The sequence below is a fragment of the [Clostridium] clostridioforme AGR2157 genome (assembly GCF_000424325.1).
Classification (GTDB): domain Bacteria; phylum Bacillota; class Clostridia; order Lachnospirales; family Lachnospiraceae; genus Enterocloster; species Enterocloster clostridioformis_A.
On the sequence record NZ_AUJR01000003.1, the window covers coordinates 77,822 to 91,867 of the forward strand.

At 46.6% G+C, this 14,046-nt stretch carries 12 protein-coding genes; 10 read left to right on the forward strand and 2 right to left on the reverse strand.

Annotation, left to right across the window (positions count from 1 at the left end; genetic code table 11):
• Window positions 1-122: 122 nt before the first annotated feature.
• Together G614_RS0100345 and G614_RS0100350 are read left to right on the forward strand one after the other, a co-directional pair.
• On the forward strand, window positions 123-1,235 hold the full coding sequence (locus G614_RS0100345) for a hypothetical protein (RefSeq protein ID WP_027640324.1): 1,113 nt from the start codon (window positions 123-125) through the stop codon (window positions 1,233-1,235).
• 14 nt (window positions 1,236-1,249) lie between these two features.
• On the forward strand, window positions 1,250-1,828 hold the full coding sequence (locus G614_RS0100350; RefSeq protein WP_027640325.1) for a nucleotide-binding protein: 579 nt from the start codon (window positions 1,250-1,252) through the stop codon (window positions 1,826-1,828).
• Window positions 1,829-2,194: 366 nt separating this feature from the next.
• Here G614_RS0100350 and G614_RS0100360 read toward each other — a convergent pair whose 3' ends face one another.
• Window positions 2,195-3,247, reverse strand: coding sequence for a LacI family DNA-binding transcriptional regulator (locus G614_RS0100360; protein WP_027640326.1), 1,053 nt, complete (start codon window positions 3,245-3,247; stop codon window positions 2,195-2,197).
• A 221-nt stretch (window positions 3,248-3,468) separates the two neighbouring features.
• Between G614_RS0100360 and G614_RS0100365 the strand changes: the two genes are divergently transcribed.
• From G614_RS0100365 to G614_RS0100395, 7 genes are all read left to right on the forward strand, one after another.
• Window positions 3,469-4,272 (forward strand): ABC transporter permease, encoded by an 804-nt coding sequence (locus G614_RS0100365; protein ID WP_027640327.1) that lies wholly within the window; start codon window positions 3,469-3,471, stop codon window positions 4,270-4,272.
• Window positions 4,248-5,039: an ABC transporter ATP-binding protein gene (locus G614_RS0100370; RefSeq protein WP_006774272.1), complete on the forward strand. Its 792-nt coding sequence runs from the start codon at window positions 4,248-4,250 to the stop codon at window positions 5,037-5,039. The genes G614_RS0100365 and G614_RS0100370 overlap by 25 nt, the downstream gene beginning before the upstream one ends.
• Window positions 5,040-5,168: 129 nt before the next feature.
• On the forward strand, window positions 5,169-6,257 hold the full coding sequence (locus G614_RS0100375; RefSeq protein ID WP_027640328.1) for an ABC transporter substrate-binding protein: 1,089 nt from the start codon (window positions 5,169-5,171) through the stop codon (window positions 6,255-6,257).
• A gap of 101 nt (window positions 6,258-6,358) precedes the next feature.
• Complete coding sequence (locus G614_RS0100380; protein ID WP_027640329.1) at window positions 6,359-7,180, forward strand: glucosamine-6-phosphate isomerase; 822 nt, start codon at window positions 6,359-6,361, stop codon at window positions 7,178-7,180.
• 111 nt (window positions 7,181-7,291) lie between these two features.
• The gene (locus tag G614_RS0100385; protein WP_027640330.1) at window positions 7,292-8,443 is read left to right on the forward strand and encodes a class II fructose-bisphosphate aldolase; all 1,152 of its coding nucleotides are present in this window, start codon (window positions 7,292-7,294) and stop codon (window positions 8,441-8,443) included.
• 97 nt (window positions 8,444-8,540) lie between these two features.
• A complete protein-coding gene (locus tag G614_RS0100390) occupies window positions 8,541-9,722 on the forward strand; it encodes a diphosphate--fructose-6-phosphate 1-phosphotransferase (protein ID WP_027640331.1) in 1,182 nt (393 codons plus the stop codon).
• A gap of 55 nt (window positions 9,723-9,777) precedes the next feature.
• Window positions 9,778-10,614 (forward strand): triose-phosphate isomerase, encoded by an 837-nt coding sequence (locus G614_RS0100395; RefSeq protein WP_027640332.1) that lies wholly within the window; start codon window positions 9,778-9,780, stop codon window positions 10,612-10,614.
• 271 nt (window positions 10,615-10,885) lie between these two features.
• On the opposite strand, the gene G614_RS34125 is transcribed toward G614_RS0100395, so the two are convergent.
• Complete coding sequence (locus G614_RS34125; RefSeq protein WP_027640333.1) at window positions 10,886-12,349, reverse strand: DDE-type integrase/transposase/recombinase; 1,464 nt, start codon at window positions 12,347-12,349, stop codon at window positions 10,886-10,888.
• Window positions 12,350-12,522: 173 nt separating this feature from the next.
• On the opposite strand from G614_RS34125, the gene G614_RS0100405 reads away from it, so the two are divergent.
• Complete coding sequence (locus G614_RS0100405; protein WP_027640334.1) at window positions 12,523-14,016, forward strand: lactate racemase domain-containing protein; 1,494 nt, start codon at window positions 12,523-12,525, stop codon at window positions 14,014-14,016.
• The last annotated feature ends 30 nt before the right edge of the window (window positions 14,017-14,046 follow it).

Below are 14,046 nucleotides of genomic sequence, written 5' to 3' on the forward strand. Positions count from 1 at the left end.
TTAAGATTTACCTTATTTTATATTAATTTTGGTGATTCTTTTAAGCTTTGTATCAAATGCGAGAATAATATTGCAGGGGTCATGGCAAAGGATAAGATACGAATAGGGGAGGGGAGTAGATAATGGGAACATTTTTAGACGCACCAGTTCAGATATTGATGGGAACGAATGTAAGGGGAGTATTCACGGCAGAGGATAACCGTGATATTTTGGACAAACTGTTGGGAACAGCTGCACCGAAGGCTGGGGCCCGGTTACCAGAGGTAATTGAAAAACGGCGCAGCGATATGGCCAGCCAGGGGATGATTCTTCCACTGGTTGGATATGCAGATGATGAAAGGCTGGCTCCCAATCAGTTTTTGGTTACGGTTGCCCTGCAGACAGTCACCGGGGATATAAGAAAAGATATACTTTTTGATGTGGTTGTGGATATGATAAAAGCTGTTCAGATTCAGGATCCGAGTAAGAAAGGTGTACGGGCATTACTGGTTGAGGCTGTTAATAATCTGGTTGAAAAGAACTATCAGGAATCCATGGACTGTTTCAGGAAGGTGTCCTACTGGGGCTCTATCATAGGCGGATGCGAAGCAGATTGTGTACGGGCTACCTTGTGTTATGGCGCGGTGAATATGATGAATGGTCAATACCAGAACATGACGTATGATTCTCAGCTGGCATGCAATATCGTGGATAAACCCACTTTTAGCGATCCCTACTTAAAATATGCTGCTCATAGGCTGATGGGAATCAGCTGGGTCCTTATGGAGCATCCGGAGCATGCAGTGGCATTTTTTGAGCAGGCATATCATGATTTGGAATGGGCAAACGAAGAAACGCTTTTGGTTGAGGTTCTGTTTCACGCTGTGACGGCCATGATGCAGGCACAGCAATATGATAAGTGTCGAAATGTGCTTGACAGGATATACTCACTGGTGAAGGACAGTGATACATATGGAAAAGAAGCAATTAACAAATTATATGTGTTCAGGGCATTTGTCAGTGACAGAACCATAGAGCAGCTTAAGTCACAGCTATCTGAGATGGAACTGAAGTATGAAGAGATTTCCCGCAGTTTTCTTTTGGGACTAAAAGATACTGTGTTAAAAGTAGTACGGGTCGTTACGCCGTCTGTTTTAACATTTGGGCTGGGAAGTATACTGGGGAATGTCCGGGATATAAAAATGATATGGCAGAAAAGTGGAGACGGCGGAATGAATTTGGCGGACATGCCTTGATGGGAGGTGGTACTTTGAACATTAAAATCATCAGCCAGATAAGTGGTGACAAAGGTGTTAATGTTGCCGGAGACACGGAAGGAGTGACAAGGATGGCAGAGTTGCCGGGAAATCGGAACAATGGTAATTTTCGTTCAAAACCGACACAGACGCAGGAATATGAACGTGATGCAAACATATTTATTGTGCATGGACATGATACGTTGGCTCGTATAGAGCTTAAAGATTATCTGCAGAATACATTGGGCTTTCCAGCCCCGGTCATTCTGGCTGAACTCCCGGATTGCGGCAGGACGATTATTGAAAAGTTTGAAGAACAGGCAGACCAGGCTGATATTGTATTCGTATTGTTGACGCCGGATGATTTTAACGATGAGAATCAGGCTCGGGCCAGACAGAATGTAATTTTCGAGCTGGGATATTTTATAGGTAAAATGGGCAGGAAAAGCGGCCGGGTCATATTGCTGAGTAAGGGGAATCTGGATATACCTTCAGATTTAAGCGGCATTCTCAGAATTGATATTGGACAAGGAATACGTACGGCAGGAGAGGATATACGAAAGGCAGTCAAGATAGCCCTGGAAGCAATTTAATACGGCTGCCGGGCGCAGCATTAAATATTTTGCTATAGGAAGACGCAACTGGCTGTTCTCCAAAATATTAGTGGGGCAGAGGCCAGTGCAACGGTCTCCGGACGATTGCCGCAGCAAACTAAAAAAGTAATAGTCAGACTTTCCCTCAGTATATCACTGGGGGATTTCTTAAGTTTGTCAAGGTACTGAAGGTTACCTACTTACGTATGTAATTGCATACTGGAACACATTCAGGTTGTTCGCTTTGGCTGTTTCGATGATACTGTACATGACTGCACTGGCTCCAGCTCCATTCTCACTGGGTATGGGGAATTTAATTTGTTTGTTTTTCGACTGCTTCGTCATAGGTGGATCCTTGTCACTTTTCTAAAGATTATGATTAGATGCTGACAAATTATTTGATGGACTATATTGCCTACAACTTTCACGATTAGCTAAATAATATGGTAGGTTCATCACAATAGGGAGACAATGTCCGCCTTCAATCCGGTCAATCAAAATTTTTGCAGTCATTTGTCCCATCTCCTCTACTGGCATGTGAATAGTTGTCAGCATAGGAGAAAGATATTGGGCTGTATCAATATCATCAATACTAATGATTGATACATCATCTGGAATTTTATGCCCGGTTTCCTGAATAGCTCTCATGGCCCCGATGGCGGTTACGTCGTTGCAGCAAAAGAGTGCAGACACGTCAACATTGCGGTCAATCAATTTTTTTGCCCCACAGTAGCCTCCTTCTGATGAAAGCGGGACATTTACAACGTATTCTTTTTTCAATGGTAGTCCAGAGGCATTCAGTGCAGAGCAGTAACCAGTATAACGATTTTCATACTTAGTTTCACCAATATAACCAATTCGCGAGTGACCAAGATTTATAAGGTAACTCATTGCGGTCAAAGCCGCCTGATATCCATCACTAATAATTTGATCATATTTGGCTTCTAAAAGATTCAATCCGGTATACACAACGCAGTTGAAATACTTCTTTAGGAAACTGAGCGTCTGCTTACTGCATCTTCCCAAAATGGCAACTCCATCGACATGATTGTCTGTGATGAGTCGAAGTACGTTGGGATGATGAATGTCAATCGCCGTAAAGGAATATTTAAGAATATAGTTACGCTTAAACGCCTCTTGCTCAATGCTTCTTGCAAGAGTAGAGAAAAAAAGATCCGATTTAGAATCTTCTGCTCTGGCAAATAGACATGCAATTGAGTGGGATATGTGAGGCGAGTTAGCTCCTTTCATTTTTAAGTCGCGTGCTGAACTGTTAGGAACGTATCCGGTTCGTCGGACGATTTCCCAAAGTCTTTCTTGAACCTCTTTGCTAGCGGCGCTAGTGCTATTCTTATTAATAACACGAGAAACAGTAGAGATGGATACGCCGGCTTCTTTAGCAATTTCCTTTAATGTCATAAACTAATCACCCTTTATCTATTATTACTCAAATTATACTTTACCATAAGTATACAGGAAGGATAAACAAAATGCTATATAATGATCATCAAACATTTGTGTGAAATTTTTTGATACACAAACGTTTGACTAAATAATAGATGATATTTTTGTGTAATATGTTATAATTATTAATGAAATAGAACTAATATTTATGGAAATAAGAGAAAGGGGATTTGCAAATGTCTTTAAAAAAATCTGAAAACAAAAAGAAAAAAGACATCATTGCCGTAATACCAAACTGGGGCTGGCTGCTTATATCTTTTATGGTTGCTTTGGCTCTCTGGTTCTGGTTGTCGGTTAATCCATCCACCGCTAGAAGTTTTCCATTCCTTCCAGAAATATTTCAATCATTGAAAACTATGATTGAGAGGGGGGTTCTGTGGAACGACTTCTCCAGCAGTATGATTTCCGTTATTCTGGGATTTATCCTTGGCTTTGTTACGGCAGTGCCGATCGCGTTTCTGATGGCATGGTACCGTCCGGTACGCTACATCGTAGAACCGTGGATTCAGTTCATTCGTAATATTCCGCCTCTGGCATACGTACCGCTTGTTGTTATCGCTGCAGGCGTCGGCAGGAAGCCACAGGTTATCGTTATCTGGATGGCTACTTTCTTAATTATGTGCGTTACAATTTATCAGGGCGTCCGCAACGTGGATGAAACACTGATCAAGGCCGCGCGGGTTCTGGGAGCAAAAGACAGAGATATCTTTGTAAAGGTTATTTTCCCGGCAACCACTCCGTTTATTATCACAGCAGTTCGTCTTGGTGTATCTGTCGCACTTACAACACTGATTGCGGCTGAGTCGACAGGTGCCGTGGCAGGACTTGGTATGAGAATTCGTTCTTTGAACAACAGCTTCGATGTACCGCCGATGCTTCTTTATATTATCATCATCGGTATCATTGGAATTACGAGTGAAAAGATCATCAAATATTTGGAAAGGAAGTTCACTGGATGGCAGGAAACGAGAGAAATATAAAGGTTAAGATCGACCATGTGGAGAAAATCTATGAAGGCCGCAAGGGCCGTATGGTTGCGTTAAACGGAATTGACCTGGATATTATGGAGAATGAGTTTATCTGCGTGGTCGGTCCTTCCGGCTGCGGTAAGTCTACCCTGCTGAATATTATTGCAGGTCTTCTCCCTGCAACCTCCGGCGCCGTTTATGTGGACGGCAAGAAGGTGGAGGGTACGGGAACGGAACGCGGCGTGGTTTTCCAGCAGTATGCTCTCTTCCCATGGCTGACCGTATTAAAAAATGTTATGTTCGGCCTTAAATTAAAGGGAATGAACGATGCACAGGCGAAGGAAATCGCCATGAAGTACATAAAGATGGTGGAACTGGAAGAATTCGTGGACGCATACCCGAAGGAGCTGTCAGGCGGCATGAAGCAGAGGGTGGCGATTGCCAGAGCGTATGCGGTACAGCCGGAAGTGCTTCTCATGGATGAACCCTTCGGAGCTCTGGATGCGCAGACAAGAACCCAGCTTCAGTCAGAGCTGACAAAGACGTGGCAGGAAGAGAAGAAGACCTGTTTCTTCATCACCCATGATGTGGAAGAGGCCGTCATTCTGGCCACCAAGGTCATTATCATGAGCGCGAGACCGGGCCGTATCAAGAAAATTGTGGATATCAATCTTCCGTATCCGCGTACGCAGGAGATGAAGATGGAGCTTCCATTCCTGGATTTAAAGACTTATATCTGGGGTGAGGTTTATCAGGAATATCTGGAAGTGCGTAAATAAGGAGAAAAGCCGTTTGCTTTCAACAACGATGAAGCAGGGTTTGCTGCATTCAAAGCATGGATGGAAGACATAGCAGAAAGACATGAAAAAGAGGTATAAAAACACTTGCTAAATAAGGAGGAAAACATTATGAAGAAGGTATTACCATTAATTATGGCGGCTCTGGTAGCTGCATCACTGGCAGGCTGCGCAAGCAGCAAGACAGAAGCAACAACAGCGGTACCGGCGGAGACTACAACAGCGGCACAGGCAGAGACTACGAAGGAAGAGACAAAAGCAGAGGAGACAACAGAGGCGCCTGCGGAAGCCAAGGCAGAGCCGATCACCATGAATGTGGCATATATGCCTAACTACGGAAGCTTATGGTCCGTGATGACGGCAAAGGAAAAAGGCTATTTTGACGAGGAAGGCATCACCGTAAACCTTGTGGAATTCGCAGACGGTCCTACCATCATCGCAGCGATGGAATCCGGCAGCATCGATGTGGGATACATCGGTCAGGGTGCTCATAAGCTCTGTGTCAACGGGCAGGCGAAGATTTTCGCTCTGTCTCATATTTCCAACGGCGACGCTTTAATTGCCGGCCCTGGAATTACTAAGGTCGAAGACTTAAAGGGAAAGAAAGTTGCATACTCTTCCGGTACCTCCAGCGAGGATATTCTGGTGGGCAGCCTGACAAAGGCCGGTATGACCATGGATGATATTACTGCTGTGGATATGGATGCATCCGGTATTGTAACAGCCATGATTTCCGGCGGTGTGGACGCATGTGCCACATGGTCTCCAAACAGCTTAAAGATTTTAGAGGAAGTAAAAGATTCCACAAAGCTCTGTGATAACTTAACGTTCTCCGACACAACGGTATCCCTTGCAAGCTGGATTGCAACACCAAGGTATGCGGAAGCGAATCAGGATAAGATCCTGCGTTTCACAAAGGCATTATTTAAGGCAATGGACTACGCGGCAGACGATCATTATGATGAGGTTGCCAAGTATGTTTCTACACAGACAGCAACTGATTACGACAGCGTTTACGCACAGCGCGGTGATGCGGACTGGCTGACAGGAAAAGAAGTCTCCGAGGGAGCAGCAGACGGTACCGTAGAAAATTACTATAAGATTCAGCAGGATAACTTTATCAATTCAGGTGTAGTTGAGAAGGAAGTTCCGGTAGCCGATTACGTTATGATCGATAATATGGTAGAAGCAGGCAAATAAGCGGTAAACAGTAACTGTTAAAAGTAATACACAGGTGAAGAGAGTGTCCCGGAGATAGTATCTCCAATTCAGAGACACTCTCTTTTCTAAGGAGGTTAAAGATGAATCACGCATATTACCAGTACAACAAAGAACAGCTTTTGAAGAATCCACGGCTTCCGCTGATCTGCATGCCGGATAACGCCACTGTATTTCAGGCGATGGCAAAGGAGATGTTCCAGGCGATCGAGGAGAACAACCAGGCCGGAAAGAAGACTGTATTTATCTGCCCGGTTGGCCCGGTTGGCCAGTACCCCTATTTCGTGGACATGGTCAACGAGAAGAATTTAATTCTTAAGGATACCTGGTTTATCAATATGGATGAGTATCTGGATGACGATAAAAAATGGATTCCCGTGGATCACCCGTTAAGTTTCCATGGGTTCATGGAACGGACTGTCTATACGAAGATCAAGCCGGAATTAATTATGCCAAAAGAGCAGCGGGTATTCCCGGATCCTGACAATGTAAGCTATATTCCGGAGCTGATCGAGAAGCTGGGCGGTGTCGATATCGCATTCGGAGGCATCGGCATCAATGGCCATGTGGCGTTTAACGAGGCGGATCCTTCTCTTTCACCGGAGGAATTTCTGGCGCAGAAGACGAGGGTTCTGGCCATTACACCGGAGACGAGGACGGCCAATGCCATCGGTGATTTTGGCGGAGCGCTGGAGGATATGCCGCATTACTGCGTAACGATCGGAATCCACGAGATTGCCCATGCGAGAAAAATCCGTCTGGGTGTATTCCGCAACTGGCACAGAGCGGTGGTGCGCCGTACAGCTTACGGAGAACCTTCCACCGATTTCCCGGTGAGCTTACTTCAGAACCATCCGGATATTACGCTGACACTGACGGATTATGTGGCGGCTCTGACAGACTGAAAAGGGAAGAAGCAGTAAAGACAGTGAGAAGAAGAAAAGCAGTAAAACGGTAAAAACAGTGAAAAGCAGTTAAAACATAAACTGCATAGGAAAAGAGAGAGGATAAAGACAATGCCATTGATTCCATTAAGACCTCTGATGGAGGCAACGATAAAATACGGATTCGGCCAGGGCGCATTTAATGTGAATGCGGTAGCCCAGGCAAAAGCGGCCATCGAAGTGCACGAGATGTTTCGTTCCCCGGCCATTTTACAGGGAGCAGATTTAGCGAATGGCTTTATGGGCGGCCGTACGGATTTCATGAACGCAACACTGGAAGACAAGAAGATCGGCGCGAAGAATATCGCGGACGCTGTAAAGAAATACGGAGCCGATTCTGAAATTCCAATCGTACTGCACTTAGATCACGGCCGTGATTTTGATTCCTGTGTGGCGGCGATTTTAGGAGGCTACACCTCTGTCATGATTGACGGCTCCTCACTGCCGTTTGACGAGAATGTGGAGCTGACAAGAGAAGTGGTAAAATACGCTCACGCAAGGGGCGTCAGTGTGGAAGGGGAACTGGGCGTTCTGGCTGGCGTGGAAGATCATGTATTCTCCGCGTCCTCCACCTACACAAACCCATTGAAGGCAGTGGAATTCTTCCGTAAGACCGGCGTGGATGCGCTTGCCATCTCCTACGGAACCATGCACGGCGCGTCCAAGGGAAAAGACGTGAAGCTGAGAAAGGAGATCGCCACGGCGATCAGAGAGTGCTTAAGCCACGAAGGTATTTTCGGTGCGCTTGTATCCCACGGTTCATCCACGGTTCCGAAATATATCGTAGATGAGATCAATGCCCTGGGCGGAGAACTGACGAATACCTATGGCATCGCTATTGAAGAACTGCAGGCAGCCATTCCCTGTGGGATCAACAAGATCAATGTAGATACCGATATCCGCCTGGCAGTCACGAGGAACATGAAGGAACTGTTTGTAAAATATCCGGAGCTTCGTACCAGTGCGTCCATCGGTGAGATTTACGAGCTGATGGAAGCGAAGAAGAGCCAGTTTGACCCGCGTGTCTTCCTTCCGCCGATTATGGATACGGTTATGAAGGGAACAATCCCGGATGAAGATGTGGCGGCTATCGTGAACTGCGTGGAACGCGGTGTGAAGGAAGTGGTAGGAACGCTGATCGTGCAGTTTGGCTCGTTCGGCAAGGCGCCGCTGGTGGAGCAGGTGACGCTGGAAGAGATGATTGAGCGGTATAAGAAAAAATGATATGGTTTTCAAATGGCCCGCGAGGAGTACCCGGATGGGATGTCTACCGGGCTGATATAATTTTTTAAGGGTGAATAATAAAAAAAGGTGGAAAAGCATGGGGAAAAATGTTTTGATTGTCCATGGAGGCGGACCAACAGCGGTTATCAATTCTTCCCTTTACGGAGTCATAGAGGAAGCGAGGAAAATTGGAAAAATTAATAAGGTTTATGCGGCAATCGGGGGAAGTGAAGGAATTTTGAAGGAGCGCTTTTTAAATCTTCTGGAATTTTCGGAAGAGAAGCTGAAGCTGCTTTTGGAAACTCCCGCTACGGCGATCGGATCGTCCCGGTATGCGCTGGAGCAGGAAGATTATGAGGCCATGGTCGGTATTTTTAAGAAGCATGAGATTAAGTATGTGCTGTTAAACGGTGGAAACGGAACTATGGATACGTGCGGACGTATTTATGAGGTTTGTCAGGACGAGGATATCCGCGTCGTTGGAATTCCAAAGACAATCGATAACGATATTGCAATTACAGATCACACTCCGGGATTTGGAAGCGCGGCGAGATACATAGCGGCCACGACCGCCGAGGTAGGCGTGGATGTAAAGTCCCTTCCAATTCACGTATGCATCATTGAGGCTATGGGACGGAATGCCGGCTGGATCACCGCGGCATCGGCACTGGCCAGGAAAAAACCGGGGGATGCCCCGCATCTGATCTATTTGCCGGAAAGACCTTTTAACGAGGCGGAATTCTTAGAGGATGTAAAACGTCTTCATGAAGAAAAGGGCGGAGTTGTGGTCGTAGTCAGCGAGGGCCTGAAAAATGAAGCGGGTGAGCCCATTGTTCCTCCAATCTTTAAGACGGAGCGGGCAACGTATTATGGAGATGTCAGCGCCTATCTGGCCGGGCTGGTTATTAAGAAACTGGGAATCAAGGCGAGAAGTGAGAAACCGGGTATCTGCGGAAGAGCTTCGATCGCATGGCAGTCTCCAGTGGACCGGGACGAGGCGGTTTTGGCGGGAAGCGAGGCATTAAAAGCGGCAGTTGCCGGTCAGAGCGGCGTCATGGTTGGATTTATCCGTGATGAAGAGGCGGAGAAGATTGACGGCGTATATCGCATGCATACAGAGATGATACCGATCAAAGAAGTCATGATGTATGAGCGGACCATTCCGGAATCCTACTTGAATGAACGCGGCAACGATGTGACAGAGGAGTTTATCCGCTGGTGCAGACCTTTGATTGGGCCGGAACTGAGAGACTTTATTGATTTTAACGTAACAAGTTAAAATTAAGGAATATTATGAGAAGTTCACTCAGCGCTGAAAACAAGGAGGGTATTTCATGAAACACATTTTTTTGAATTTGAAACGGTTTGACATCCCAAAAGAATACGGCGGGGTAAACAGCATTGCTCCTATGGGAGAATGGGGAAGCTTTATTGTCTCCAATACACAGGAGCAGCTAAAAAAGTACGCAGGAGAAGACGTGGAATTTGCCATGTATTTTCCAGAGGCGCACTTAATTCCTGCTGTGGGAGCGCTGTGTGAGAACAGTCCGGTTAAAGTGGGATGCCAGAGCGTATACCGTGATGATACGGCGGTTGGGGGCGGTTTTGGCGCTTTTACGACGAACCGGACCGCGAACGCGGCAAAAGCCATCGGCTGTACCACGACAATTATCGGTCACTGTGAAGAGAGAAAGGACAAGGCGGGAATCCTTGCGGAAGCCGGTGTCACAGATACAAAGGCAGTGAACCGTCTGTTGAATCAGGAGATAAAAAGGGCAGTTTCTTCCGGTCTTTCTGTGCTATACTGTATCGGAGAGTCTTCTGTAGAGCAGGAGAGATGGAAAGAGGTATTAAAGGAGCAGATTGATATCGGTCTGGAGGGTGTGGAAAGAAATATGGTCACCATTGCCTATGAACCGATCTGGGCCATCGGACCTGGAAAGATTCCGCCGGATAAAGACTATATCACCATGATCGGTACCTATATTAAGGAAATCACCGAAGGATGCGACGTTGTGTACGGCGGCGGATTAAAGGTGGATAACGCAGAGATGCTGGCTTCCGTACCGGTGATGGACGGCGGTCTCATCGCATTGACCAGATTCCAGGGAGAGATAGGCTTTTATCCGGACGAATATCTGGTAATCATTAAGACATACATGGGACATTAATATTGGTAGTGTCAAGTGAGTTATGAAAAACCTAAGGCCGTAAAAAACGGCCGGATTAGAACCTTGAAAATGGCAGACTGGTAAGGTGCCGGCAGTTTACGCCACCCTTGACAGCACGCCAAACCAATGCTCTGAACGTCTTACCGATGGCGAAGAACTCAAGAACAGATTCAGTTTCACCATCGTTGTCACAGCATGATAGCATTGGTTTGGCGTGCCATCAAGGGCAGGTCCCTCCGGGATGGCTGCGTTTTTACCTCTGGCTTGGAATCTAAGAACAGATTTCGCCGAGGTTCTGATGTTCCTGTAAATGAAGGATTGTCTGCTGCCCGAGCAGGATCAGGAGCTGCCACTTCCCAGGCATATTGTCCGCACCTTCCAGCAGATCGACCATGTTTAGGACCTGATAATGGTTGTGCCTGTGAGGACGCAGAAAATTATAATAGGCAACCCACAAAGCCACGTTATAGTTGGCACCGTTGTAATTATCATAACCGCAGCTGACACGGTAAGTGGATTTAAAGGTACGGTTGAGCCGTTCAATCATCTGTTTGTACGGGCGGAACTCTTTAGAGACGGCATCATTGTTTGTGAGCCCAATTACCTGCGTGATGTTAAACTTGAAATCATCGCCCAGTTCCTTAGCGAATTGTAAAGCAGCCAGAGGATAGGCGCTGTAACCATCGGCAATGAAACGGAACGTATCCGGGAGCTTCTTCATGCCCCGGAAAGCCATACGCATGGCAAGGATGCATGGGCCAACAGAGCGGTTGTCGGAGACCTGGTAACCGAGAATGGAGCGGGAGGCGGCGTCCATAATAAACCAGATGTAGCCTTTGATGCCGCGGACCTTGATATAGGTTTCATCGGCAGTGAATACAGAGGATTTCGGGTAATCATAATGGTCAACAAAGGGTTTGATGACCACGGCGGCTGTTCTGGCATAGTTGGCAACCTGCTGGTGAGAGATGCGGATGCCATAGAGGTCATGGAGGGCCTGTGCGGTCTTGCGCAGGGAAAGCTGGAGGTTCACATGCATGGTAAGACACAGGGACATGATGTGAGCGTTATGCTTAGAGAACTTGAGGGAAGAGGCGTTCCTGGGCAGGGAATCTAAGTCCATGCGGAAGAAATCCACGGTGAATTCCCGGTAGAGATAATGGAGCTTATATCTATTCTTACCGAACTCCTCCTTAAGGTGCTCTTTATCAACCTTGGAAAGGTTATGCAGATAGAAGGGGCACTTGGGGTTGACACACTTGTGCAGGCGAAAAAACTTACGGTCTTTTTTAGGGACGAGGGAATGTCCGCAGTAGGGGCAGACAAAACGGACCGGAGTGGAGACAAGGTCCCCGGTAACGAAGGTCTGTCCGCAGACTTTACATTGGTACTGGCCGTTGCCGCCGTTGTTATCATAGAGATAGTGATGCGGGGCACCGCAGAGAGGGCAGACGACATCATCTGGTATGGACTTCCCATTGCGTCGCTGGACCGGCTTAACTGTTTTACCATATTTCCAGAGATAGTATTCAAGAAGGAACTGCCAGTCCTGTTGAATGAAGGGCTTGATAACAGGGAGACGGTCGGTGGAAAATTTCTGGTATTTAGGGGAGTGGGAGTCATCGAAGGCCCACTGCTTGAGAGGAATAAATCTGCAAATCAGATTCAGGAGCCAGCAAATCGTTTTATATTGTTCTTGAATTACAGTAAGTAAATAGAGTATAATGTTATCCATAGCAATGATCCATCCTTTGGTTATGTTGGTTGTGGTGACTACATTATACCAAAAAAGGGGAGGTCATTGCTTTTTTATTTTCAAAAGCGGTGTAATCCTTGAAAATATAAGGTTTTTAATAACAAACGGGGTGTCAGACTTGACACTACCTTAATATTGAAGGAGGAAATTATATGAAATTATCATTTGAATACGGCGCTGGCCTTATGACAGCAGAACTTCCCGATACAACTGACATCTTTATTCCGGGTGAGACCGTGCCGGATCCGGCATGCATTCCGGAGGATCGCCTGGTTGAAGAGACTTTAAAGTCCATCAGAAACCCGATGGGAATGGAACCGCTCTCTGAGCTGGCTCACAAGGGATCCAAGGTTACTATTATTTTTCCGGACCGTGTAAAAGGCGGAGAACAGCCGACATCCCACCGCAAGATTTCCATTAAGCTGATTCTGGACGAACTGTATGCGGTTGGTGTTGAGAAGAAGGACATTTTACTGATCTGTTCCAACGGTCTCCATCGGAAGAATACAGAACAGGAGATACATAATATTCTGGGCGACGAGCTGTTCCATGAATTCTGGCATACGCACCAGATCATCAACCACGACAGCGAGGATTACGATCATCTGGTAGATTTGGGAACCACGGACAGAGGTGACCCGGTTCTGATGAACAAATACGTTTACGACAGTGATGTTGCGATTCTGATCGGCCATACCCAGGGCAATCCTTATGGCGGATATTCAGGCGGATACAAGCACTGTGCGACGGGAATTACCCATTGGCGCTCCATCGCATCCCACCATGTGCCGGAGGTTATGCACCGGAAGGACTTTACTCCGGTCAGCGGAAAGTCCCTTATGAGAACAAAGTTCGACGAGATCGGACAGCACATGGAGAAATGCATGGGCAAGAAGTTCTTCTGCTGTGATGCGGTTCTCGATACAAAGTCCAGACAGATCGAGATCAACAGCGGATATGCAAAGGTCATGCAGCCTCATTCCTGGATCACGGCAGACAAGAGAACGTATGTGCCGTGGGCAGAGAAGAAGTACGATGTTATGGTATTCGGTATGCCTCAGTTCTTCCATTACGGGGAAGGCATGGGAACCAATCCGATCATGCTGCTTCAGGCTATTTCCGCCCAGGTTATCAGACATAAGAGAATTATGAGCGATAACTGTGTGATTATCTGTTCTTCTCTCTGCAACGGATACTTCCACGATGAACTGTGGCCGTATACAAGGGAAATGTATGAGATGTTCCAGCATGACTTTATGAATACGCTTCCTGACATGAACCGCTACGGCGAGTATTTTGCGACCAATGAGGAGTATATCAGAAAGTACCGCTACTGCAACGCATTCCATCCGTTCCATGGATTCTCCATGATCAGCTGCGGCCATATTGCAGAGATGAATACCTCCGCAATCTACCTCTGCGGCGCTCAGGATCCTGGCTATGCAAGGGGAATGGGGCTTAAGACGAGAGCGACCATTGAAGAGGCACTGGAGGATGCAAAGAAGAAATTTGTAGGACCGAATCCGAATATTCTTGCGCTTCCACAGACATTTAAGCTGGGAGCTGTACATCTGATGATGAAGGATGACGTGTATGAGGGAAAGGGCGCGGAAGATTGTGCCTGTGCAGCTCATATGCACCATTAATAGAACTGTGATGTGTGCAGGAATAAAATG